Below are 21,609 nucleotides of genomic sequence, written 5' to 3'. Positions count from 1 at the left end.
CACTGACCACTAGCGGTCGAGCAGCTTACGCGCCTGTGAAATGCGGTCCTTGAGCCCGGCCTGAAAGCTTGGGTCACGTCTGCGGGTCTCAATATGAGTGGTTATCGCTGCCCGAATAATATCGGACACGGGCCGATTTTCAACGCTGGCGACCATCTCCAGGGCCTGAGCCTGCTCTTCGGATAGGCGAACAGTCATCGCTTTAGCTTGTTTCATGGCGCTTTTTTGCACCAAAACAAGCCTATTGTCAACCATCACGGTATCATGGTATCACGGTATCAATTCATGGAGGTGACGATGAGCGAAATGCAGAATGAAGAGCACGGGCGTCCCGATTGTCCCAAGATGTTCGAGATCAAGATAGATCGAATGAACTACAAGGTCTCCGAGGCGGTTCTGACGGGAGCGCAGTTGCGGCAGTAGCCGGAGCCCGACATTGGGCCGGATCGCGATCTCTTCGAGGTCGTGCCGGGCGGATCCGACGTAAAGATCGAGGCTGACGCGAAGGTCGAGATGCGCAATGGTCTGCGCTTTTTCACGGCGCCGGCGCAGATCAATCCTGGCCGTGGGTGAGGGAAGGCGACGATGCTGCCAGCGATCGACCAGGACTATCTGCAGGCGCGGGCACCGGGCCATAGCGTTTCGCTCGATGGCGGCATGATCGCTATCATTATCCCATCCTTTCCGCTGCCGTCCGGATTCACGGCCGTCTCAGCTGATCTCCTGCTGCGGCTGTCGCCCGGGTACCCGGATGTTGCACCAGACATGTGGTGGTTTGAGCCTGCGGTGCGCCGTACGGATGGGCAGGTGATCGAGGCGACCCATTCGCAGGAGGCCTATCTCGGCCGTACATGGCAGCGTTGGTCGCGCCACTTTCAGGCTGGACAGTGGCGGTCCGGCATCGACTCGCTCGAAAGCTACCTGACGCTCGTCAAGAAGGAACTTGACGTTGCCGGGAGGGCGCGCGCCGCATGATCACCACCTTGGTCCTCCCGAGCTCGCTCGCCGACGAGATCGCGACAGCCTCGCGCAATCCGCTTGAATGCGCAGCGGTCCTTCTTGCGCGGCGTATCGACACTGGCGCCGAGGTTCGTCTTCTTGGGCGATCGCTGCACTGGGTGCCGCAGGCGGCCTATTGCGAGCAGAGTTCGCACCACATGCTGATCCGCTCCGAAGGCTATGTCGGCGCGCTCGGCGCTGCCGAAAAAGACGGTGCGGTCCCGATCTGGTTTCACACCCATCCCGGCCAGGAGGGCGTTCCGCTGCCGAGCCCCCACGACCGACAGGTCGACCGGGAAATCTGCGATCTCTTTCAACTGCGCAGCGGCTCTGGCTTATACGCGAAGCTGATAGCGTCACCGCGTGGCGAGAACTTTGTCTTCAGCGGCGAGGTCACGCCTGAAGATGGCGAGACGGTTCCGATTCATCGCGTGTGGATGGTCGGCGATCGCTGGCGCCTTCTGCCGAATTTCGCGAGCCGAGTCGCGAGGCCAGACGCGATCTTCGATCGCAATGTGCGCGCTTTTGGCCCCGATATTCAAAGTGTGCTCGGCGATATTCGGGTTGCAATTGTCGGGGCCGGCGGCACGGGGTCGGCCGTCGCTGAACAGCTTGTTCGGCTCGGCGTGAGACATCTCCTGCTGATCGACAACGATACCCTGTCGGCGAGCAACGTCACTCGCGTGTATGGCTCGACACCGCGGGAAGTCGGCCAGCCGAAGGTAGATGTGCTGGCGGCGCATCTGACGCGGATCGCTCCCGAACTTTGCTGTTCAACGATCCAGGGCATGGTGACGGTCAAGCATGTTGCCCAGGCTCTTCGGGCAAGCGATCTCGTCTTCGGCTGTACCGACGACAACGCAGGCCGGCTCGTCTTGTCGCGACTGTCGACCTTCCTGTTGACCCCGGTGATTGACGTGGGCGTTTTGCTCAGCAGCGATCGTGCAGGGGTGTTGACCGGCATTGACGGCCGGATAACGACGCTAACGGCTGGCGCGGCCTGCCTCGTCTGCCGCGGTCGGATCGATATGGTACGTGCGGCCGCCGAGATGCGCACGCCCGAGGAGCGACAGCGATTGGCAGACGAGGGCTACGCGCCGGCCTTAGGCCAGGTCGAACCGGCGGTCGTTGCCTTCACGACGGCCGTCGCCGCCGCCGCAGTCAACGAACTGCTCGATCGCCTGATCGGCTACGGCCCGTCTGAGCGGCCGACCGAGACGCTGCTGAGGCTTCACGAACGCGAGATCTCGACCAACGAGTCCCTACCGCGCCAGGGCCACTATTGCCATGTGGTGTGGGGGGCGGGCGATGAGGAGCCGTTCCTAGGCCAGTTGTGGGGCACGGCATGAAGATTTCCTGGTGGCAATGGCTTCCGATCTGGCGCTTGCGCGTGGTCGGTGCGGCCGAGTCGGCCGACGAGGTGCCGGACAGGTTGCCGCGCAACGGTGTCGCGCTCATTGGCGACGTCAATCGAACGAAGTGGATCGTCTTCGATTGCCCTTGTCGAACTGGACATCGGATCATGCTCAACGCCGATCCAAGTCGGCGGCCATACTGGACGTTGAACCAAGTCGTTCGACTAACCATTTCTCCAAGTGTAGATTTCAAAGGAAGTCAACGACGGTGTCATTACTTCATTCGTAACGGCAGGATTGCCTGGGCTAAGGATAGCGACCGATGAATGATAGCGGAGAAGCAGCCGAAGAGCCGCAACCAATTACGCCGCAGCCGCCGCGTGCGATCGAAAAGACACCCATGTACACGGCGATGAATGCGGCGCGCTATCAACGGCAAACGCTCATCCGCGACATCGAAAGGGATCAGCCCAAATTGATCTGCTACGTCGCGGGCAACAAGGCGGCCGTCGACCGCATCGATACGGCTTGGCTTCGTCGACATGCTTCACAACATCAATCCGGGCGATCCCATCGATCTCCTGCTGCATACGCCCGGCGGCGACATTGATGCAGCCGAAAAGCTAATCACGCTGGTCAGGAGCGCGGCCGGCGAGGAAGGGCAACTAAGGGTCATCGTGCCGGATTTTGCCAAGAGCGCCGGAACATTGATGGCGCTCGGCGCCAACACGATCGTCATGAGCGACTCGTCGGAACTCGGCCCGATCGACCCTCAGGTCTCATCCAAGGACGGCAACGGCTCCGACGTAGTCTATTCCGTTTTGACCTATCTGAACGCCTATGACGCGGCAAAAAAGGCGCTTCGCGAAGCACCTGGCGATCTTACGGATCGGATCACCTTCGAAAAATTCGACCCCACGATCGTGCGCAAGTTCCAGTCGGTCAGGGATCGGGCGCGGTCCTTCGCCGAGAATTTGCTCAAACGCCGGGGCAAGAATTTCTCGAAAATCACCACCGAATTGATGGACGTCGCCAAATATCAGTCGCACGCTCAGATGATCGGCTGGGAAGCTGCGACAGAGATCGGCTTGACGATCGAATACATGCCGGCAACCGACGTGGTCTGGCGCAGATATTGGGCGCTTTACTGCCATTTGCGTCTGGCCATCGAGAGCGAGCAACGGATTTTCGAATCAAATTATGTGTCGCTGCTGCTTTAGGGTCGCAAAGCCCACGTGAAACGCTTGCCAGAGTCTGTGAGCGTGCGGCACACGATTGTAGCCCTGGCTGCCGAGCTTGATTGGCTTTAAGCGCACGTCGATCAGCACTTCGATCCTCGCGGGCATGATGGTCGCGAGACCAAAGTCGTTGACAATCGTCATGCCGTCGATGACCAGGCGCGCGCTATCGCGACGGGTCACGGCACGGCGCGATAGTCCGGCACAGTGGCTCGCCCGGTCAGATTATTCGTACGCGACCGGTCATGCAGGCCATGGTCGATCCGGCGCAGGTCTTAAGCAGCGGCCAGGCGCGCCGCAGGCGGCGCGCCGGGATGTCGGGAAGCTTGGGCTTCGCGAGATGACGGGATCCGAGGTTTCGGGTGTGGGATGTGCACAATGCTTCTTCTGGATGCAAGCTCAACCAGCCTCCTCGGAAGGTGGTACCGCCTCAAGGGGTAGAAAAGAAATGTTAGAAGCCGGAAGCGGCACGCCTATTAGGTCCGCATACTGCTTATCTGTAAGTTCGCCTCCAAGGAACGGCTCCACATCGCCCCCCTCAATCGAAAACTTCGGTTGCGGATTTGGAATACTAAAGGCCGGAGTACCGAAAATCCCATCGCGTAAGACGTTAGCTCCAAATCCGGAGACATAGGTCGCGTTTACGTGCGAAGCTCCATAGTGGCTGAAGAGAGCGTACGACAAGATCGCCATGCGTTGACGGAGGTGGGGCAGCATCAGATCAGCGACCTCAATGCCATGCTCTTGGACAGCGATGAACGATGGCCGCGTCTCCGTAAACTGGGTTGCCGCCTTCCGCATCGCCTCGAGCAACGGTTTCGAAGTGTCGTCTTCACGACTGCTTCGCATTACCACGAGGCAGCCAAAATCTTCCCCTAATGCGCCAGAGATATGAATGTTTTCACCGAGTTCGCTTTTGAATTTTCGATACAAGGCCATCTGGTCTATGGCGCTGTATAGAAGACCACCGAGGGGTCTTCGAAGCAATTGAAATCCTCGGCCTTCGATTGTCGTTGCCGCTCCCGGAATTAAAGCTGTTTCACAGGCCCTCCTGAGCTCGCGCTGCTCTGCCTGGTTCGATGGTAGGCGGGACTCAAGTGTCACGATCAAGACCTCCCGCTGTTTCAGCTCCGCGTGCTGCGTCAATGCAGGACTAATCGACTCCATAAAACGGTAGAAATCCTTACGGTGAACCTGCCGACCTGCATCTGCGGACAGGCTCTTGCATTCAACTTCGCCAGCAAACGAGCCTCGACGAAATAGGAGGTCGAATTGAGCTCGTCCTTCGAGATCCGCGAATTCAACCTCGTACCCGTGATCCATCAAGCGTTGGGCAAGATCGAACTCCAAATAGACGGGGGCAAAACCGTTTTCCGCCTTCAACGCGTCGCGCAAACGCCCTTCAAGCACTTGTCGTCCCTTGGGCGATAGGTGGGAATGGATTTCCACCGTTACCGCTGCAAAATTGAGAGATGCCGTAATGAGCTCGTCGATCAAATCCGGACGAAGCTTTCCTTCCTTCGCAAGGACTTCAGCTTGAAATCCAACGGCCAGTTCCAGCCAATGATAGTCGGAGACAATTTTCCACCGAAAATAAGATGCGTCTTTGTCGGTCGCCAGCTGGTCGAGGCGTTTCATCCAACGCTTTTCGCCGGCTAACGCCATGAACGGTTGAATGTACTTGGCCAGTTCGTCGAGTGAAATCGGCACCGTAAACAGCATGGGCTCAAAACCACCATTTAATTAAGGTTGTAGAATTCAGTGCAAATATCCAGATTATGGCAACAAAAATTCAGCGCGAGTCTTGCGGTCCATGTCGCCCGTCTACCGAAATATCAGCTTTGCGGCACCTGGTTGCTTTGCCGAAATCATGGAAAAGGGCGATGAGATCGCCGTAAGAGGGCAGCTAACCCGCGAAATCTGCAACCAGGTCACCGTCCTTGAACGGCCGTTGGAACGGTTTCTGTTTCTCCCCGGCCGCCTCAACGACTGCTTTGCCCAGATCGCCGAGTCGATCTGGCTCATCGCAGGACGAAACGATATCGCCTGGCTCTCTCACTATCTGCCGCGCGCTCCGGATTTTTCTGATGATGGAAAGACGTGGCGTGCCGGATATGGTCCGCGACTTCGCAACTGGCGCGGTCGATCTGATCAACTCGATGAGGTCCGAAAACTTTTGATCAGCGATCCTTCGACCCGGCGGGCGGTAATGAGCATCTTCGATCCGGAGCTCGATTATGCAGCGAGCCTCGATATTCCCTGCAACAATTGGATCGGATGGTTCATTCGTGGTGGTCGGCTGAATATGAGCATCGCGATCCGCAGCAATGATGCGATGTGGGGTTTCTCGGGGGCGAACGCTTTCGAATGGAGCGTAATGCATGAGCTCCTTGCGGGTTGGACAAATACTCAGGTTGGAACGGCTACGTTTTTCGCGGCATCGTTCCATCTCTACGAACGGCACTTCAACATTGCGCCAGCCATCGTTTCGAAATTTCATGGCATCTCGCCTTATGATTTCGGCATTCGAAGCGTGCCTCTTTCGGTCACGTGGGCCGACCTCGATAGGGTGCTCCAGCAATGGTTTGCAGCCGAGGAGCATGTTCGAGCGTATCCGGAAAACCAAATCTCTGATCTCGATAGGATCGATGACGAGTTCCTGCTGGAATCCCTCAAGGTTCTTCGACTGAAATGGCTAGAGCCGAGACTCACCGACAAAGAGCTTGCCGCAGAGATGAGCATGCTAGAGGAAAGCGACATAGCGGCGGCAGCCTACCAACACTTCGGCAGACGCCGACCGGCCCTTCTACGAAAAATTGGACATTCCAACATCGACTCGTTTTTCCGTGCCTGCGAGAGACATTGATAAGACAGATTGAACTATCTGCAGCTTCTACCCCTGAGTCGGCGGCTCAAGGCGAGATGTCGTAAAATCCCGGAGTCTTTGAACTAGCCGTGTAACGGTAGGTGCCCAAGTGTCGAAGTCGGTCCTTTCCTTCGCACCGCGCTCGAATGCCCGGTTTCTGTTGGCCAAGTCTTCAATCAACGCCACGGCCTCATCGATTTGCGCATCTCCGTCGTTTCCGACGCGGAGGTACGTGGCTAGAAGTTGAAGACCCTCGATTGCGGTCGGCACGCCGTCTGGATTGTAGGCTTCGGCTGCTGCTTGAAGGTCATCCAACGTCCTTTTCCAGCCGGAGAGTGCTTCTGCCTGCGACGCCCCTTCGATCGTTTTCTGTCCCAGCGATATTGCAAGCAGGTGAAGTCGTTCCGGGGCTTGATCCAGCCATCGATCGATAATCGGCATCGCCACTTGGGTCGGTGTGCGGGACCTGGTTCGAGCATCGGCGGAAATGGTGGTGATGCGGCCCGGTCTAAAGCCCAGGTCACCGCAGATCTCCCATTGTAGAAAGCGAAGCTCGGCAACGTTGATAGGCCACCACCGGGCGAATTCTTGGGCTCGGTAGAACGCAATCGCGTCCAGTTCCCTTTGCCCGCTAGCGAGATCACGGCGCTTGAACTCAACGAGACAGAAAGAGGCGAACTCCTCTTCTTTTCCATCTATGGTGAAGTCGCGGAAAGGGTCTATCAGAACAGCCAGTGCACGCGTGCTCGCTTTCTCACGAAGGAGGCTTTTGATACGGGCTATCTGATCGATCTTGCCTCCGAACCGACGAAGCCGCCCGCCATGCACATATGGCATCCGGTGGTCGAGACCCGACCGATCCAACTGCCACCACCCAACAAGTTCCTTCAGCCATTGTTGCCGTTCTTTTTCATTTAAGGGCTCTGCAATTGGGTATTCCTTCGGCAATGGAAGAGAGCCGGGCAAGGAGACTGGAAGGTCAAGATGGACAACTAGGGTACCCTCCTTCGCCTCCGAAGCGGCTGCCTCGCATGCCCGGTTGTAGACCTCGTCAATGTCGGTTCCCTGGATGATGATTGGAGCGCCGGGAACCGATTTGTTGTTCCAAATCCGCGTGGAGGCCAATACGGTGGGCTTCGTATCGACGCCACCACGAACAAGGGAAATTGGTTCGATCGAGATAGATGGGTTGAATGGCATCCCGGAAATTGAAATTAGACGCGCTGCGTCCGTTTCCCGCCCGACTTCGAACGTCGAACCCGAGATAACCAACGTTTTCCAATGTTCGTCGGAGTCTTGCATGTAGAGATGTTCGAACTGCACCGCGTGCTCATGCTTGTGGCCGTGGATCAGAACTGAAATTCGGCGGTCGCGTACGAACGCGCGAAGTTGTTCCAGATTCGAAAAGTCGGCGAAAGGCTTCAGCTCTTCCCTCAACGAGGGCGCGCGAATGTGATGATGAAGGAGCCCGATGCGAAGCTGTTGGCCGGCCGCGGGTCTGGAAGCGCCTTCAATCTGTTCGCGGAGAACTTCCAGTTGCCGGGACGACACCCTCGCCATGTCATATCTCGCAAGCCCGTTGAGTTGCTTCCGCAAGGTTTTTTCCATCTCGGGATTTTCAGGCGCGAGCAGTGATGGAATGCTGTCCCAGACACCCGAAAGGGGTTTGGGAAGAATTGAGTTAACCTGAGACCAGTTACTAGTGTTGATCGGGAAGACGGCCCAAGCGAGATCTTTCGCCACGAGCACATGAGGTCCGCCGTCGGCAGCCGCTTGGTCGATCCCGTCCAGCCACGGGGTCACACATCCCTCGGCACGCCAGCCCTCCAAAAATTGCCCGTAACGCTCCGGCGAGCCCGGCTCAGAATCTTTCACCACGTCGTGATTACCGGGAACGGCAACGATGTTTGCCGGCGTAATCCCCACATCAGCCAAGTGCTTTACTAGCATCTCGAACAGAATCTTGTGCCCGCCTGGTTCGCCTTTGTCCTGAGCGTCGCCCGAAAAGAGAACGCCATCAAGTTGCAGCGATTCCTTGCGCAACCGTTCCGCAAGTCGGCTCAACATCAGCTCGAGCACGCCCTCGCGGGTGTCTTGCGTAATGCCGGGGATGTTCACTTTGTGATCGTCACGGGGCAGGGGATTTCCCGAAGCCATTAAATGCACGTCGGTCAAATGAAGAAACACGGCCCGCTCTGACACAAATGTCCTCCCACTGGGTTCCAATATCTCATGATTGCATTTTTTATTGAAATCATAGTATCATGATCTCATGAAACATCCAGCAGTTGCTTCTGATGAGCAGCAGGAAGAATATCTCCAGGTGTTGATCCCCGCTTCGACCAAGCGGCAGCTTGATATTCGCTCCGCTGAGACTCGCGAGCCCTTGCGAATGGTGGTCCTTCGTGCCCTGGATGCCTATGGTTTCACAGTTCCGGCCGGGTCTATCGCTGACAGACGCAGGACGCGCAGAACATGACCGAAGCCTTTACCCCGCTGTCAGTAGATGAATATACCGTCAGGGCGATAAGGACCGATCAGCGAAGCGATTCCGGGTCGATGGCTTTTCCGCTGCTGGGGTTGTTCGGAGAAACCGGCAGCCTGCTCAGCGAAGTCAAGAAGAAACAACGTGACCGAACCTCCTATATTGGATACGCGAGCGCGGTCGCTGAGGAGCTCGGCGACGTGTTATGGTATCTCACCGTCGTCGCCGAACGGGCTAGTATCCCTTTGTCGGAGATCGTCGGCGGCGAGAGAACCGCTGAAAAGGGCACGTTGTCATTCTCATCGATTCAGCCGGAGATCATGCCGCGACGGACGCAGCCGACGCCAGCATTTGAGCGAACATTGCTGCAATTGGCTGGGGCCGTTGGCAGCCTGTTGGCGGATCATGAAGCGGGGCGCCTTTCGGACGACCATTCGACACTAATCGCGCGCCTGAAAACTGTTATGGGATATCTTGTCCAAGCCGCGAGTGAATCCGGCACCACGCTTGAAGCAGCCGCGATCAAGAACTTAGCGAAGATTGACGACCGTTGGCCGGCGGAACGGATTCATCCGGATCTCCTCGATTATGTGGCCATTCCGGAAGAGCAACTCCCTCGCGACCTGCGCGTCGAGATCTTCGAACGTGAAGTCGGGTCGCAACGCTATGTTTTCCAGCGCTGCAACGGCTTAAATATAGGTGACCGCCTCACCGACAACGCGATGACGCCCGATGACTACCGCTTTCACGATGTTTTTCACTACGCCTATGTCGCTGCCCTCGGCTGGTCTCCCGTCATACGCGCCCTTTTAAGGCTCAAGCGGAAGAGTACAGCCAAGATCGACGAGGCACAGGATGGGGCCCGCGCTATCCTGATTGAAGAAGGGGTCACGACCTGGATTTTCGGTCAGGCTGTGAATCTAAATCTTTTCTCTGGTATGGGCGCAGGAGATCTGCCATTCGACCTCCTCAAACACGTTCGGCAGTTTGTCAGCGGCTATGAGGTAGAAGCAGTGCCATTGTGGCTTTGGGAAGATGCGATCCTCCAAGGGTATGCAGCCTTCCGGTTTCTCCGGGAACACCGCCGAGGGTTGCTACATATTGATTCTACGCAGAGACGCCTCACGATCGAGGAGCTACCGTGATCACACCTCGCTCTTTCACCGCCGCGCTGGCCGAACTCGAGCTTCAGAACGTCTTCAATCCCTATCGTGAATGTTGCACCACGCATGATCGAGCCGATGCAGCTCAGATCCGTCGCGACAATTTCGAACGTTGTCTCGCGGCGGCGTTGGAAGCTCATGTCGATACAATCTGGATCGCACGGGACCTCGGCTATCGCGGTGGGCGCCGTACCGGGCTCCCTTTGACGGACGAAGTGCATCTCGATGATGCTTCTCGCTTAATTGGAGGGCACAGGCTCGAAAAAGCGACCACCGGTCCGGTTGTCGCAGAGCGAACCGCGGCCGTCGTATGGAATATGTTGTCGGCGATAGACGAACCTGCCGTCCTTTGGAACGTCTTTCCTTTGCACCCGTACGACGCCGGAGATCCCTTCTCAAACCGGTGCCATACTCGCAAGGAGCGCGACATTGCGTGGCCGTTTTTGACGGCTCTTATTTCAATGATAAAGCCTCGCAGGATCGTCGCGATCGGCCGGGACGCCGGTCTCGCTTTGGACGGGATCAGCGTGCCAGTATCCACTGTGCGGCATCCGAGCTACGGAGGTCAGGCCGATTTCATCTCCGGTCTTCGCAAGATCTACGGCCTAACGGCCACCAGCCGACAGGGCACCACTTTAGAATTGCCTTTTTAGAGTTAACATAGCATCGCGGACTTACGCCGAGTCGAAATCGGCAAGCAACTTCTCGATGTCAGCTCGCTTGGTCGCTTTGCCTGGCTGGTCTATAACAGCATGCGTTGAGATAACCGTCAGGCTTCCGAGTTCAACCTGACCTTCCCGCGCAACGAAATCCATCAACCTACCTAACCCGATCAGGTTTCCGAGCAGCTTTTCGATATAATAGTGGTTGCGGTACATCACCGTGAGGTTCAATTTCTTCCGATTGGCGCTTTGCGCAAGCTTGAAGCTTAAAAAGCTCAGGCACTGACCGCCATAGGGTGAGTCGTCGATGTCGCGGAGGGGATCAAAAATGGCCAGCTCGAACTTGTTTAAAGCGGTGACGTCAGGATCACTAATTCGTCTGACAATGTCCCAGAGCGGATTTGGCAAATTGTCACTTCCCCCAGGGAGGTGGGTCATCCGCTCAAAGTAGTAGCCCGACCATCGGTCGTTCTTCCGTACTTTCGAAAGCACTTTTTCATCGAAGACTTTAAAAAATTCCGGAGCGCCGAAGCTATAATAGAGGCTTTGCGGGAAGATCGTATTTGCGACGGCCTCAACGGCCTTCTCGTGCTTTTCAAGGAAGCTATTGACGACAGCGATTTTCGGATTGGCGCGATCGGCCCCAGCTATGGGGCTAACGACATCAATGATTACATTGTGCGCTTCATGGCCTGGATTCGCATCGACCAAACGAACGGCCTCGCGCCACGCGGTACCGCAATCAGGCTGCGGCGGAACTGCCAGATACATCTACGTCCTCCAGTAATTCGAGTGCGCCCCACAGACGCGGTGCTAGGAAGTCTTCGGTAAGCCAGGCATAACCAGACACTCCCCAGCGCTGCCCCCAGCTGTTGCGCACGAGCACAGAGCGCTTGTTGTCGACGAAGCCGTGGGCAACTGCGATGACAGCATGTCGGCGTTCTGGCTCCGGCTGCTCCCCTATCGCCGGCGTGACGACGCCTTCGCCCGTGGGACGGAAAAACGAACGGGAGAGGCTCATGAGCAGCACTAGTGGTGTGCCTTTATCGATCAAGCCGATCACATCAGCGATCGAAGCCGCTATCCCGCGGCCGTTGCGGCCGTAAAGCGGGATAGCATTGCCAGGGGGGTGCCATGTATTTTCGTCCTCCGGCGACTTGGGCAAGTATGGCCACCCATCCTCCTCGGGCTGTCCCGCCTTTTTCAGAGCGCCAAGGATTGCAGCCGGCAGAGCCCCCTGCGTGGGCAACCGGCTGGATCGGCGTTGAGCCTGAAAGAACAGATATTCGCAGGAAAGCGGGGACCATTCCCCGCGTGCCGCTGCGTGGGTATCGCTGGCGGCAAAGGCGAGACATGTCGGCCGTGCACCTTGGTTTCGCGCCGGCCCGAACTGCAGGCGAAGATCTTCAATAACGACGATATCGCTCATGCCGCCTCAAGCAAATCGCGACGCTCTGCCCGTGAGAGCCCTTCCTCTTCGGGGCCCGTAAGATCGAACTCCACTTCGAGAGAGGTCAGAGGTGCGTCATCGGGGTCCCAAGGTCGACGCTCGTCTAGCGCCATCGTTCCTCGATAAGAGGAAGCCGGTTGTGCGGTCACCCGGCGAACGACGGGCCCGCCGACCCCACCGCCATCAACCACCTCCAGTTCTTCACGGACGATTGCGAATCCGCTCGCATTTAGCTGATCCATGTCCCAGAGATAGCCGCCGCCGCTATGCTCCTTCAGCCGCAAAACGAAATGATCATTGCGACTGCCATCAATACGCGTGTCCGCGTCTCGCTCCGTCAGCAGCCAGACATCGCCTCGATAGTTCTCGGGTTCATAAGGTTCCAAAAGGGCGGCTTTCAGTTGCCGGGGCTTTGTCAGCAGCAGCTCGCGCGCCAATTTTCGGTCAACGAGGTTATTGCGAACGAGGGTCCAGCAGGTAGCCTCGTAGCTGGCCCCCAAACGTAGCGCCAATTGGTAAACCGTACTTGGTCGCCGAAAATTCTCGACCGTCCATCCCTGCCGCATCATGTGCCAGCCTAACAGCCAAACCGGCAACATAAAGGCTGTCGCAAATGCATCCGCTTCGACTTCTTGAAGGTCGGACGCCGGTTGCGCATTGATCGGCATCCGGCGCAGCATGCTCTCGTCATCTAAACTCGGCGCATGTTTCATAACATAATGACCGAGTTCGTGAGCAGCGGTGAACCGTTGGATACTCATGGGACGTTCGGTCGTGACAAGGATGCCTGGCGAGGGCTCATTTAGAAATGCACCAAGCAGTCCCTTAAGCGGGCGAAGCAAGAGCGGCACATCAAGTTGATGAATCGCCTTGAACACGTCGATATTTCCGCCGCGTGCTTCAATCGTCTCCTTCAGGGTCATATCTCGGTGCACCCGCGCAGCCGCCATTGCGCCTGCCCTCACTGCCCCTGCGTAGTTTTGCGCGACCATTCAACGTCACCTACTCGCTCGGGATCGCGAACGCAGATATTCGGCAAATTTTCCAAGTTCCGCTCGATCCTGAGTCGACAGGTCCGCAGCGCGCCTTGCCAAATGGGCGACATCAACGGGCAGCTCCGACGTACTTTTATCCTCGCCCGTGAAATAGCCAACAGGCTGGCGGTATAATTTCGCCAAACGACTAAGTTCGATGGCCTCCACCTTGCGTTGACCATTTTCTATATCTGTGAAAGCGGTTCTTGGGATTTTAAGATACTGAGCAACCTCTTCTTGCTTCAACCCAAGATATTTCCGAGATTCACGAAGGCGTTCACCCAAACGTCTTCGCTCGACATCATCATCATCGTCCTTAGCGATCGCGGAACTCTTCATACCTTGATACCTTTGTGTTTTTTCCACCTATCTTCGATTTTCGGTAGCAGATGCTGGATGGCCTCGTCGACCGATGAATATCCGCCCGATTTTACGACCTTGTCGGGCAGCAGGAACCCGAGCGTTGGTTCGACATTGCACAAGATTGAGACCACAACCAGGGAGTCTACCGGCACGGGCATGCTCGAGATCGCAGCGATAGTCGATGGGAGGACAATCCCCTTCATCGCCGCCTCATTCTTGATCGCATCGGCCAAATCAGCGCGCAGCGTCGCCTCGATTGACGATGCAGGGAATGTAACACTGCCAAGCGTAGCGGTCGTAGTCGGCACGATGACGCCCCCGTCGTTAACCAGGACATTTTGTGAATATAATGTCGGAAATTCCGACATGCAAGAGTTTTTTACAAGACTGTCATGATGCCATAATTCTCAATTCACCGCCAAGATGACGATCATGATGGAAGCGGATGATGCCCGCCCGTCTGACGTGGCTTACGCTTCAACTGCGTCAAAAATCGCCCTACTTATCTTGGGGCTGCGAAGATAAGCGGAGATATCGTGACGATCGTCTTCATTGTCAATAATATCGGTCACGTCTTCGACGCCCTCGAAGCCGATCGATTTCTTTGTAATCGCCTTACCCATCGTCACGAAATCTTCCTTGTTCCGACCATTAACCCATCTCGCAACGGGTGGAGACGGGAGCCGGCCCCGCTTCGGAAGGATCGGCCGGAACATGTCCACGCTCAAAGGCGATCCCACCGTCACAAAAAGGGGAAGCGAGCGCCCCGCAAGTGCCTGCCCCGCAAGCATCCGGTAGCTGACGACGGAACCCAGAGAGTGACCAATGACGATGCTCGGATCCTGCTTTCCGGTGAAGACCTGCTTTGTAACGATCCTTTCAATTTTAGCGGCCAATACCGGATCACCGATATAGATCGCGGCCTGTCTCAAGAATAGCCTTGCGACATATTTCCCTTTTGTCGGTAGGAGCCTCTCCAGGACCCTAGCGAAGGCAATGACCCATCCCTCGTGGGGCACGCCTTGGGCCACTGCCTCCAGCGGAATGCCTTCGGCAATCGCAGCGGCCCGAAGCTCTTCTTCGCTAACGTCGGCTTCGTCGGCATATGCTCTCAGAAATTCGATTGCCAAACCCGAGCTTACGTCGCCGTCACCCATTTCCACGGCCGCGTTCTTTCCATCGCTGGCCTGCGCGAGGATGTCTGCGTAATAAGCAGTGTCGACGGTGAACGTTCCGGTCGGAACGAGCTGCTGGTCCTGCCAGCCTTTTTCGAGTGCCGATAGCCATCTCTCTTTGATGTCATCGACCTTGTACGATTCATTATTGATCCCATGAACAAAAACTAATCTCACGATCAATCTCCTCTGAAGGCAGCGGCGATGTATTTGACGGGGAAGCGTCCGGTGAACGTAGTCACCGGCGACGGCGCCAAATGGTCGATGAATTTCCAGCAACTCTTGTGAAATGGATGGCGGCTCTCGCGGAGGTAGGGCCATCCCATCCGCAGAACAGGCGCTAGACCAGCAACGTTCCCCGATGCGTCACGAGTCGCGACTTGCGTGAAGTTCGGCGCACCTTGATCTTGTTCAAGAGCTCTTGGTACCGCGGGAACCTCTACCGAGAAGCCATTGTCAGACGGGATAAGTTCAAGTCCCGCGAGCATGGCGATATCGAACGGAATCGGCTGGCCGTGTGTCGTGTAATAATAGGCCATGCGCCGGATGTTATCGATGTCGCCGACCGCATTATAGAGATACGCAGCCACGATACCCATCATCGGGTCAAGGTGCTTCGCGTAGCGAATTAGGCCGGCGATCTTTTTGGCGTCGGCGGATCTCAGGTACCCTTGAGACAAACCCTTAAGTGCCTCGGCCGAATGAAGTAGGCGATCTTCGCGAGGGTCGCCGTAAACAGACACCCAGCTAAGAAATTCAATCCCCTGCTCGTGCTCAAAATTCTCAACGGATGCTACTGCGTGCATATCCGCAAAGATCGGAACGAAACTGAGCGAACGGTTGCCATACCGCAGGCAAGCCGTATTGCTAAATCGACGACCGATATTTCCAACGGTGAAAAAATCAACCCGAGAACCGAGGGCGTCCGTAGACAACAGACGTCGGGACTTAGTGTGTCTCGGCCTCTGGAACAGGATGTTGGGCCGGCGGCTTCCAACGATCGCAATCGATGATCTTTCTGGACTCGCCTTATAGAGTTCCTCCGCGATGAGCGTAACGAGCGGCGCGCGCCACTCCGAACGGGACAACTCAAACCGCTCTGCCTGCCCTCGCTTGATGCGATCCTCTTCCTTCGACCGGTATTGCTTTCGGAGGTAGGCGGCAATGTCAGCAAAAACCGAGCGCCCAGAATGTTCCCTGTCATCCCCCCCTTCCCCGGATGCGCCATCGCTGAAATCGGGAGCGTCATCAAGGTCGAGTTCGAAAAGGTAAGGATTGGCGCTGCCGTTGCTGAAGGTCGCATCATCGACGTCCGAATCTTGATTGGGAGCGTCGGGAAATGAGAACTCTTCGTAGATGTGATTGAGTGGCCGAAAGCCCGGGTCACACTGCGGCGCCTGTTGTCGATCAACTCCCAACGCAGCTGCAGGGACGTTGCTCTCAAGATAGTCGGACAGGCTTTGGCTGGTTACTGCCTGTCGGTTCAGTTGCGTTAGCAGGGGGTCGATGTTCGCGCCATCTGGGGCCGACAGCGCCCTCATCAAAACGGAGGAGAAAATCAGATATGCTGGCTCGCTACCTGTCGCTGGCATTGCAAAGGAGCTTGTTCCCTCTCGGCACGAATAGAAAATATCCTTCTGCGGATTGCGGGAGCTCCCCTCGAGTCGATCTAGCACCGGGTCTCCCGTTCCCGAAAGTGTGCCAGGTGACCGACAAGCATCACTTATGAAAGCGACCTGCAAAGGATCATAGGATGCCAATACATCACGAAAGGCATTGGCACTTATCCGATCGCGAGATTGGTTTGGGCCAGGTGACAATATCCAGTACTGATCAGGCCACGCGGAAATACCATGCCCGCAGAAGTAGACCACGATACGGTCACGGTCCAACAGAAGTGATGGATCCGGTTCGTCCTTGTGGTTCGGCGTCAGGAGTTCCCGAATACGGCTGACGGTAACTGGAGCCTTCCTGTCATCTATCTGGACAACATCATAATTGCGTCGCGCCGCCCACGCGCAAATTCTGTCGTTGGCCTCCAAAACCCCCGGAAGGGTCGCCATATAGCGCGGTTTGTGAACTGCGATCCCAACAAAAAGCGGCTTCCCCACCTGAAGTATCTCCCAAATATGATTTTACAACTACCTCGAAACAATTTGCTCCGCAATAAAGTCGCCACCTGTGATTTGCTATTCGATAAGATACGCAAATCATTCCAGACATTCATTCGCATTTGTTGGGGAACCAGTTGGATGGACGGTTCGGCGGGAGGCAGTCGATCCGCCTCCCGCTGCGAGGCGCGCCGATCGCCGAACTGAGCCAGAGCAATTGACGTCGAAACCCACATATGCCCCTACTAAACGTTCGCTTTTCGTGCTTCGAAAGTCGAATAAATGGCAGTGTGGAATGCACAAAGCAGCAGGAGGAGTGCGGGCCCGTTCATAACGCGTAGGCCCCGCTAACATCGGCTGAGTCCGCAATTCAGCTAATCCGGCCGTGCTTCCGATGCGACAGAGTCCAGGAGCAGGGTAACCTCGACATTGACGCTGGTAATGGCTTGCGAGTGAAGGGGCTGATTGGCCCAATCGGCGATGGAGACTACCAACGGGTAGTCCTCAACCCGCACCTCATGGATCTTGATCGACGTCCCCGTACGATCCAACAGCAGAAGCAAAGGAGTCATTCCCTCGTCAGATTTGCTCGCGAGGGCGCAACTCGCTGAACATCCACATAACTGTCAACGCGAACATTGAAGAGTATTCGGCCTCCAGATTTATCGGCGCAGTCGCCTGCTACGGAATCGAAGCTGGCCGCCGGAAAATCTGCAGCTTGGACAATCATCTCGATCAAAACCGTATCAAGTTGTGGCGTGCTACCCATCCAGCAACGTAGTCGGGAGACTCCCGCATAAATCAAGCAGGCGTCGTGGCGTATCCCCGGAGATCATCGGCACAGGCGGTCGGGAATGAGTTTTCGTGTCGGAAGCATTCGAACCAGGCGAGGTTCTACAGCTTGTCTCCGCCCCGAACTCACTCTGGTGTTGGCGCAGGCCCGGCAAGAAGCTCGCCCCTTGCTCGGCCCGACCGCAACCAAGAGCTTCTGCCGGAAATCCCTGCGGAGCACGTTCGCCGCGCAATGTGCGATGCATTTCCTTCACTGCTCGATAAGGTGAGAGGTGACGAACGAAACGTCCTACTGACACTCCACATCGCGCCGGATTCTGATTCAGGGCTCACCATGAGCCGATATGGTCTGACAGACCTTGAATGGTGATCGAGCCGCTGCTACCCAACAAGCCAAGAGGTGTGCCGTGTGTTGATGATCGCCGCGTGCTGAACGGTATCTTCTGGGTGCTGCGCTCCGGTGCGCCATGGCGCGACCTGCCTCAGCGCTATTGCCCGCGCACCACCTGTTGCAACCGCTTCGTCCGATGGCGAAAAGCAGGTGTGTGGCTGCGCAGTAATGAGTCTACGGCCTAACACTACTTTGGCAGATTTTTAGCGGAGAGGGTTCTGCGGCAGTGGGGACAAAAGATTGGGGGCGGCTGCGCGAGCGCGGTGAGGATGGCTTGCCTGACGGCGGGTAGGCTCGGTTGTGGCGGCGGGCCGAGGATTCTTTTTTCCCCCTCCCGCTTGTTTGAGGCGGCGAGATTGCAGGAAGGCGTAGGCGATCATCGTCATCAGCGCGTGCCGGTGCAGGCCCGTCCATGAGCGCCCCTCGAAGTGGTCGAGGCCAAGTTCCTCCTTGAGCTGCTGATGCGCCTGTTCGCAGACCCAGCGCGCCTTGATGGCGCCTGCGATCTGCTTGAGCGAGGTGTCGGCGGGCAAGTTGGAGAGGTAGTATTTGCGCTCGCCGGTCGAGCGGTGCTCGCCGATCACCCAGACCTCCTCGCCAGGCAGATGCTGAGCGCCCATGTCGCGGATGCGCTGGGGTGGGCCATCTGCAACCCGGACACGGACAGCGGCGAAGCGGGCCGAGAGGCGGCCCTTGGTCCCACGCCGCTAACTGACCGTCCGCCATTGGGCTTTTTCCAGCATCGCCTGCGCGGTCATCGACTTCACATCGGGGATATGCCGGCGGCGCGGGCGGCCGTGTCCGGCAACGGGGAAGATCATCGCCACGTCGGCGGCATAGACCTTCTGCTTGAACGGGATACCCACGGCCCAGGTAAGGCCGCGCTCGGTGAGCGCCTGCCGGAAGGGGGCGCTCAAGCCATATCCGGCATCGGCGAGCACGCAGCCAAAGCGTAAGCCGGCTGCGCGAGCCCGGTCGATCTCGGCCAGCGCGATTCCGGGCTTGGTCCTGTAGGCACGATGGTCCTCGGGCACACCGGCACGGTCGAGCCGGGCGGGATCGGAAGTCCAGCTCTCGGGCAGAAACAGTCGCAGCCCCACCATGACCGGCACTTCGCCAGAGGCCAGCGTCAGCGACACCAGCGTCTGGCAGTTGGCGTTCTTGCCAAGCGCCGAGGCATATTGCGGCGCGACGCCGACCGAGTGGCGCCCCTTCTTGGGGAGCGCGGTGTCGTCCACGATCAGCCACGCATCGTTCCCGCCAACTTGTCTGTCGGCCTCCGCGAGCAGCACATTCTCCAGCGGCGCAGCATCCCACACGCCGCTCGCGATGAAGTGGTGCAGCTGGTCATAGTTGACGGCTGCGTCGCGCGCCGCCATCGGTTGGACGCTCTTGCGATCCCCAAGGCCAATCAGCCCAGCAATATAGGCCGGACACATCCGCGCACGCGTCTTGTGCCTCAACGCCGAGACGAACGGCTCAAGCCACCGCTCCAGATCGAGTTGCCAATCCCTGTTCATGGCCGGCCCCTCCAACAGCCGACCTCTCATGAATCACGCAAAACCGCTCTTGGGAATCCTCGAAACGCTCCCGGAGCTAAAAATCTGCCAAAGTAGTGCTAACCTAAGCTAAGGTTTGCGGAGCCTCACGCCGGCGCCGCCGCCGTTCTCCGGGATGAACTCGACGCCGGCGGCCTAGAGGGCGATGCGCAACGCAGCAACGATTCGCTCTTGCGCTCGCGACTCCCGACCCTCAGTTTGAGCAAACGTAGGTGTGTTCAAACTCCGGGCGCCAAATCTCGACGCTGGTTTTTATCTCGCAGGTCCGGCCAGTTTGAGCGAGGTACTGCAGGGCGAAGGCTTGGTGCGCAGCAACCACCGGATCGAGCTTCACGAGCCCGACTGTTGCGCCACTGATGATCGCCGGAGCGGCAATAGTGCCTGGCGACGGTGTCGTCATGATCTTGCCAAGGTCCGGACGATCGAAGACCCAGAATGAACCGCCAGCGGTCTGGACGACGTGCTTGCGCGCGACAGAAGCGCTGTATGTTTTCAGCAAGTACCCGCTGTTCTGGCAACCGGCAATCACCAGAGCCGCGGCCAAAACCGCGATCATTCTTCCGCCTGCCCATGGCGCTTTCCCCCATCGCCTTTGGATAGAAGTACAGGCTATTTCCCAAGTCGATAGAACGGTTGGGCGTCAGCCGGGACAGGCCCCAAGCGCCTTGCAAATAAGCGAGACCAGTCTGTCGCGCGCCCGCTGGTGGAGAGCATCTTTTAGGCGCCGTGCAAGGAAGTCGTCGAGACTTATCCAGTCGACGGGATTCGTGCCGGCGCCTGGCCGATTGAACTCCACGTAGAGATGCAGCTCTTCAGGCAAGAAGACAACCCGCCATGTTCCGTGGGGGTCGCTGGCAATGCTATGGGCAATAACGGTCATGACGTTCACTCCTGTTGCCCAGCTTCGCCGATCTGCACGCGAGATTTCCATCCCCAGAAATGAGTATTGACTTCCGTCTGCGGATGCCTGCGCCGGCAAGTGGCCCGTGCGATAAGGACGGTTCTCGCTGTTGAGAACCGCAACGCGTTGGCGAGTCCAGTCTGAGCGATCAAGCCCGCGCTCTGGACGAGCTCCCATCCTCACAGAATGTTCGCCCACCGGGACAAACGTGACGCAACGGAACGGAGGGTTCACCCGTAAGGTCTTGGGGAGGTTGCGAAAGGAGACCAGCATATGACCTGCGAACGAGACGTCGGCACGTTCGAAGAGCCCGTGACCGTTTTGCTGTCCTCGGGCAAAGTCAGTGTTTCGAGCACCCGCGAAGCCGCCGAAATGCTGCTTTACCGCTGGCCCATTGGAGAAACCGGGCGCCGCATCCAGGCTCGCATGGCGTGCATGAAGGTGCTCGGCGGCGGCAGCGCACCGGAGATAGCGCGCGTGGCATTTCTCAGCGCCGCCAAGGAAGCGAAAATCCTGAACGCTTGACATCTCGTCAACGCGTGCCCACCACTGTCCATCGTGCATCACTCTTGCAGCGGCCGTTACATTTGTGCAAACATCGTGCCTCGATCATGCGGAGACGCCGAATGCTTGCGCGAGAAGGCTGGAGCCGCGGATCTGCACTCTACGTCACCCGCGAGTTGACGCGCTCTGTGGCGAGTTCGACGTAGAGATCGTCCCCAAGGGCCGCTATCCGAAGAAAGCCAGACGCGCGCCGTCGGCTCCATCCGCCGGCTGATCGACAATCATGGCGGTTTCCGACGCAATGGCTAAGAAGGGCATGATGCCCGCAGCGATCGACTGCCGGTTCGATAGCACAGCTCCGGGCAAAGCGGCCTATGGATCAAAAGTTACGTGGAAACCTGCCCCACCAAACTTTGGCTGGCAAACGCATGTCGGCCCTCCCGATTTCGTTGCGAGGGGCGAAGCTGGATCACGCGCACTCGGTCTTCATCGCGTGTTTTCGCAAGGGGTTCGTGACAAGGCAACGGGTCAAGTAGTTCAGTGTTCGATCTGGAGGAATTG

23 protein-coding genes and 3 pseudogenes are annotated in these 21,609 nt (G+C 57.4%); 12 read left to right on the top strand and 14 right to left on the bottom strand.

Going from position 1 to position 21,609, the window contains the following annotated elements; all coding sequences use genetic code 11:
• Positions 1 to 9 precede the first annotated feature (9 nt).
• Positions 10 to 255 (bottom strand): DUF6290 family protein, encoded by a 246-nt coding sequence (locus tag NKJ94_RS32465; RefSeq protein ID WP_352531276.1) that lies wholly within the window; start codon positions 253 to 255, stop codon positions 10 to 12.
• A 42-nt stretch (positions 256 to 297) separates the two neighbouring features.
• On the opposite strand from NKJ94_RS32465, the gene NKJ94_RS32460 reads away from it, so the two are divergent.
• The 6 genes from NKJ94_RS32460 to NKJ94_RS32435 all read left to right on the top strand — a co-directional run bounded on the left by NKJ94_RS32460 (position 298) and on the right by NKJ94_RS32435 (position 3,574).
• A complete protein-coding gene (locus tag NKJ94_RS32460) occupies positions 298 to 423 on the top strand; it encodes a hypothetical protein (RefSeq protein WP_352531274.1) in 126 nt (41 codons plus the stop codon).
• 162 nt (positions 424 to 585) lie between these two features.
• Positions 586 to 975, top strand: coding sequence for an E2/UBC family protein (locus NKJ94_RS32455; RefSeq protein WP_352531272.1), 390 nt, complete (start codon positions 586 to 588; stop codon positions 973 to 975).
• A 182-nt stretch (positions 976 to 1,157) separates the two neighbouring features.
• Entirely contained in the window at positions 1,158 to 2,348 is a 1,191-nt protein-coding gene (locus NKJ94_RS32450; protein WP_352531270.1) for a HesA/MoeB/ThiF family protein, read from the top strand.
• Positions 2,345 to 2,680, top strand: a complete 336-nt coding sequence (locus NKJ94_RS32445) for a ubiquitination-like system serine protease family protein (protein ID WP_352531268.1) — start codon at positions 2,345 to 2,347, stop codon at positions 2,678 to 2,680. The genes NKJ94_RS32450 and NKJ94_RS32445 overlap by 4 nt, the downstream gene beginning before the upstream one ends.
• Entirely contained in the window at positions 2,677 to 2,964 is a 288-nt protein-coding gene (locus tag NKJ94_RS32440; protein WP_352531266.1) for a hypothetical protein, read from the top strand. The genes NKJ94_RS32445 and NKJ94_RS32440 overlap by 4 nt, the downstream gene beginning before the upstream one ends.
• Positions 2,897 to 3,574: an SDH family Clp fold serine proteinase gene (locus tag NKJ94_RS32435; protein ID WP_352531264.1), complete on the top strand. Its 678-nt coding sequence runs from the start codon at positions 2,897 to 2,899 to the stop codon at positions 3,572 to 3,574. Before NKJ94_RS32440 ends, NKJ94_RS32435 begins: the two co-directional genes overlap by 68 nt.
• Here the strand turns inward: NKJ94_RS32435 and NKJ94_RS32430 are convergent.
• Both NKJ94_RS32430 and NKJ94_RS32425 read right to left on the bottom strand, forming a co-directional pair.
• Positions 3,548 to 3,775, bottom strand: coding sequence for a hypothetical protein (locus NKJ94_RS32430; RefSeq protein WP_352531262.1), 228 nt, complete (start codon positions 3,773 to 3,775; stop codon positions 3,548 to 3,550). The genes NKJ94_RS32435 and NKJ94_RS32430 overlap by 27 nt on opposite strands.
• A 216-nt stretch (positions 3,776 to 3,991) precedes the next feature.
• The gene (locus NKJ94_RS32425) at positions 3,992 to 5,314 is read right to left on the bottom strand and encodes a hypothetical protein (RefSeq protein WP_352531260.1); all 1,323 of its coding nucleotides are present in this window, start codon (positions 5,312 to 5,314) and stop codon (positions 3,992 to 3,994) included.
• A 91-nt stretch (positions 5,315 to 5,405) separates the two neighbouring features.
• Between NKJ94_RS32425 and NKJ94_RS32420 the strand changes: the two genes are divergently transcribed.
• Positions 5,406 to 6,458 (top strand): thymidylate synthase, encoded by a 1,053-nt coding sequence (locus NKJ94_RS32420; RefSeq protein ID WP_352531258.1) that lies wholly within the window; start codon positions 5,406 to 5,408, stop codon positions 6,456 to 6,458.
• 27 nt (positions 6,459 to 6,485) lie between these two features.
• On the opposite strand, the gene NKJ94_RS32415 is transcribed toward NKJ94_RS32420, so the two are convergent.
• Positions 6,486 to 8,660, bottom strand: coding sequence for a metallophosphoesterase (locus NKJ94_RS32415; protein ID WP_352531256.1), 2,175 nt, complete (start codon positions 8,658 to 8,660; stop codon positions 6,486 to 6,488).
• Positions 8,661 to 8,933: 273 nt separating this feature from the next.
• On the opposite strand from NKJ94_RS32415, the gene NKJ94_RS32410 reads away from it, so the two are divergent.
• Positions 8,934 to 10,088 carry a nucleoside triphosphate pyrophosphohydrolase family protein gene (locus NKJ94_RS32410; protein ID WP_352531254.1) on the top strand — a complete coding sequence of 385 codons (1,155 nt, stop codon included), beginning with the start codon at positions 8,934 to 8,936 and terminating at the stop codon, positions 10,086 to 10,088.
• Positions 10,085 to 10,759 (top strand): uracil-DNA glycosylase, encoded by a 675-nt coding sequence (locus NKJ94_RS32405; protein ID WP_352531252.1) that lies wholly within the window; start codon positions 10,085 to 10,087, stop codon positions 10,757 to 10,759. Before NKJ94_RS32410 ends, NKJ94_RS32405 begins: the two co-directional genes overlap by 4 nt.
• A gap of 21 nt (positions 10,760 to 10,780) precedes the next feature.
• Here NKJ94_RS32405 and NKJ94_RS32400 read toward each other — a convergent pair whose 3' ends face one another.
• From NKJ94_RS32400 to NKJ94_RS32370, 7 genes are all read right to left on the bottom strand, one after another.
• Complete coding sequence (locus tag NKJ94_RS32400) at positions 10,781 to 11,539, bottom strand: thymidylate synthase family protein (protein ID WP_352531251.1); 759 nt, start codon at positions 11,537 to 11,539, stop codon at positions 10,781 to 10,783.
• A complete protein-coding gene (locus NKJ94_RS32395) occupies positions 11,511 to 12,197 on the bottom strand; it encodes a C1 family peptidase (RefSeq protein WP_352531249.1) in 687 nt (228 codons plus the stop codon). Before NKJ94_RS32395 ends, NKJ94_RS32400 begins: the two co-directional genes overlap by 29 nt.
• Complete coding sequence (locus tag NKJ94_RS32390; protein ID WP_352531247.1) at positions 12,194 to 13,141, bottom strand: ImmA/IrrE family metallo-endopeptidase; 948 nt, start codon at positions 13,139 to 13,141, stop codon at positions 12,194 to 12,196. The genes NKJ94_RS32395 and NKJ94_RS32390 overlap by 4 nt, the downstream gene beginning before the upstream one ends.
• A 75-nt stretch (positions 13,142 to 13,216) precedes the next feature.
• On the bottom strand, positions 13,217 to 13,591 hold the full coding sequence (locus tag NKJ94_RS32385; protein WP_352531245.1) for a helix-turn-helix domain-containing protein: 375 nt from the start codon (positions 13,589 to 13,591) through the stop codon (positions 13,217 to 13,219).
• Complete coding sequence (locus tag NKJ94_RS32380; protein ID WP_352531243.1) at positions 13,588 to 13,983, bottom strand: hypothetical protein; 396 nt, start codon at positions 13,981 to 13,983, stop codon at positions 13,588 to 13,590. Before NKJ94_RS32380 ends, NKJ94_RS32385 begins: the two co-directional genes overlap by 4 nt.
• A gap of 102 nt (positions 13,984 to 14,085) precedes the next feature.
• Positions 14,086 to 14,967: a hypothetical protein gene (locus NKJ94_RS32375; protein ID WP_352531241.1), complete on the bottom strand. Its 882-nt coding sequence runs from the start codon at positions 14,965 to 14,967 to the stop codon at positions 14,086 to 14,088.
• A gap of 2 nt (positions 14,968 to 14,969) precedes the next feature.
• On the bottom strand, positions 14,970 to 16,901 hold the full coding sequence (locus NKJ94_RS32370) for a hypothetical protein (protein WP_352531239.1): 1,932 nt from the start codon (positions 16,899 to 16,901) through the stop codon (positions 14,970 to 14,972).
• A 911-nt stretch (positions 16,902 to 17,812) separates the two neighbouring features.
• On the opposite strand from NKJ94_RS32370, the pseudogene NKJ94_RS32365 reads away from it, so the two are divergent.
• Positions 17,813 to 17,994: pseudogene (locus NKJ94_RS32365) on the top strand (aminoglycoside adenylyltransferase domain-containing protein); the annotation flags it as partial.
• A gap of 33 nt (positions 17,995 to 18,027) precedes the next feature.
• A pseudogene (locus NKJ94_RS32360) lies at positions 18,028 to 18,248 on the top strand (transposase); the annotation flags it as partial.
• Between the two features lie 39 nt (positions 18,249 to 18,287).
• On the opposite strand, the pseudogene NKJ94_RS32355 reads toward NKJ94_RS32360, so the two are convergent.
• From NKJ94_RS32355 to NKJ94_RS32345, 3 genes and pseudogenes are all read right to left on the bottom strand, one after another.
• Positions 18,288 to 19,641, bottom strand: a pseudogene (locus tag NKJ94_RS32355) (IS701 family transposase).
• A gap of 195 nt (positions 19,642 to 19,836) precedes the next feature.
• Positions 19,837 to 20,199: a hypothetical protein gene (locus NKJ94_RS32350; protein WP_352531237.1), complete on the bottom strand. Its 363-nt coding sequence runs from the start codon at positions 20,197 to 20,199 to the stop codon at positions 19,837 to 19,839.
• A gap of 84 nt (positions 20,200 to 20,283) precedes the next feature.
• On the bottom strand, positions 20,284 to 20,523 hold the full coding sequence (locus tag NKJ94_RS32345) for a hypothetical protein (protein ID WP_352531235.1): 240 nt from the start codon (positions 20,521 to 20,523) through the stop codon (positions 20,284 to 20,286).
• Positions 20,524 to 20,817: 294 nt separating this feature from the next.
• Between NKJ94_RS32345 and NKJ94_RS32340 the strand changes: the two genes are divergently transcribed.
• Complete coding sequence (locus NKJ94_RS32340; protein ID WP_352531233.1) at positions 20,818 to 21,069, top strand: DUF982 domain-containing protein; 252 nt, start codon at positions 20,818 to 20,820, stop codon at positions 21,067 to 21,069.
• Positions 21,070 to 21,609: the final 540 nt, after the last annotated feature.

Origin of the sequence: Mesorhizobium sp. M0060, from assembly GCF_040323155.1 — a bacterium.
GTDB lineage: Bacteria > Pseudomonadota > Alphaproteobacteria > Rhizobiales > Rhizobiaceae > Mesorhizobium.
This window is presented reverse-complemented; position numbering and strand designations above follow the sequence as displayed.

Excerpts from the sequence above, each read along its gene's own strand:
- NKJ94_RS32455 (WP_352531272.1), top strand. The coding sequence starts at position 586 with ATGCTGCCAGCGATCGACCAGGACTATCTGCAGGCGCGGGCACCGGGC.
- NKJ94_RS32445 (WP_352531268.1), top strand. The coding sequence starts at position 2,345 with ATGAAGATTTCCTGGTGGCAATGGCTTCCGATCTGGCGCTTGCGCGTG.
- NKJ94_RS32435 (WP_352531264.1), top strand. The coding sequence starts at position 2,897 with ATGCTTCACAACATCAATCCGGGCGATCCCATCGATCTCCTGCTGCAT.
- NKJ94_RS32350 (WP_352531237.1), bottom strand. The coding sequence starts at position 20,199 with ATGATCGCGGTTTTGGCCGCGGCTCTGGTGATTGCCGGTTGCCAGAAC.
- NKJ94_RS32420 (WP_352531258.1), top strand. The coding sequence starts at position 5,406 with ATGTCGCCCGTCTACCGAAATATCAGCTTTGCGGCACCTGGTTGCTTT.
- NKJ94_RS32460 (WP_352531274.1), top strand. The coding sequence starts at position 298 with ATGAGCGAAATGCAGAATGAAGAGCACGGGCGTCCCGATTGTCCCAAG.
- NKJ94_RS32400 (WP_352531251.1), bottom strand. The coding sequence starts at position 11,539 with ATGTATCTGGCAGTTCCGCCGCAGCCTGATTGCGGTACCGCGTGGCGC.
- NKJ94_RS32390 (WP_352531247.1), bottom strand. The coding sequence starts at position 13,141 with ATGACCCTGAAGGAGACGATTGAAGCACGCGGCGGAAATATCGACGTG.
- NKJ94_RS32465 (WP_352531276.1), bottom strand. The coding sequence starts at position 255 with ATGGTTGACAATAGGCTTGTTTTGGTGCAAAAAAGCGCCATGAAACAA.
- NKJ94_RS32395 (WP_352531249.1), bottom strand. The coding sequence starts at position 12,197 with ATGAGCGATATCGTCGTTATTGAAGATCTTCGCCTGCAGTTCGGGCCG.
- NKJ94_RS32450 (WP_352531270.1), top strand. The coding sequence starts at position 1,158 with ATGCTGATCCGCTCCGAAGGCTATGTCGGCGCGCTCGGCGCTGCCGAA.
- NKJ94_RS32385 (WP_352531245.1), bottom strand. The coding sequence starts at position 13,591 with ATGAAGAGTTCCGCGATCGCTAAGGACGATGATGATGATGTCGAGCGA.
- NKJ94_RS32345 (WP_352531235.1), bottom strand. The coding sequence starts at position 20,523 with ATGACCGTTATTGCCCATAGCATTGCCAGCGACCCCCACGGAACATGG.
- NKJ94_RS32340 (WP_352531233.1), top strand. The coding sequence starts at position 20,818 with ATGACCTGCGAACGAGACGTCGGCACGTTCGAAGAGCCCGTGACCGTT.
- NKJ94_RS32380 (WP_352531243.1), bottom strand. The coding sequence starts at position 13,983 with ATGTCGGAATTTCCGACATTATATTCACAAAATGTCCTGGTTAACGAC.
- NKJ94_RS32440 (WP_352531266.1), top strand. The coding sequence starts at position 2,677 with ATGAATGATAGCGGAGAAGCAGCCGAAGAGCCGCAACCAATTACGCCG.
- NKJ94_RS32410 (WP_352531254.1), top strand. The coding sequence starts at position 8,934 with ATGACCGAAGCCTTTACCCCGCTGTCAGTAGATGAATATACCGTCAGG.
- NKJ94_RS32425 (WP_352531260.1), bottom strand. The coding sequence starts at position 5,314 with ATGCTGTTTACGGTGCCGATTTCACTCGACGAACTGGCCAAGTACATT.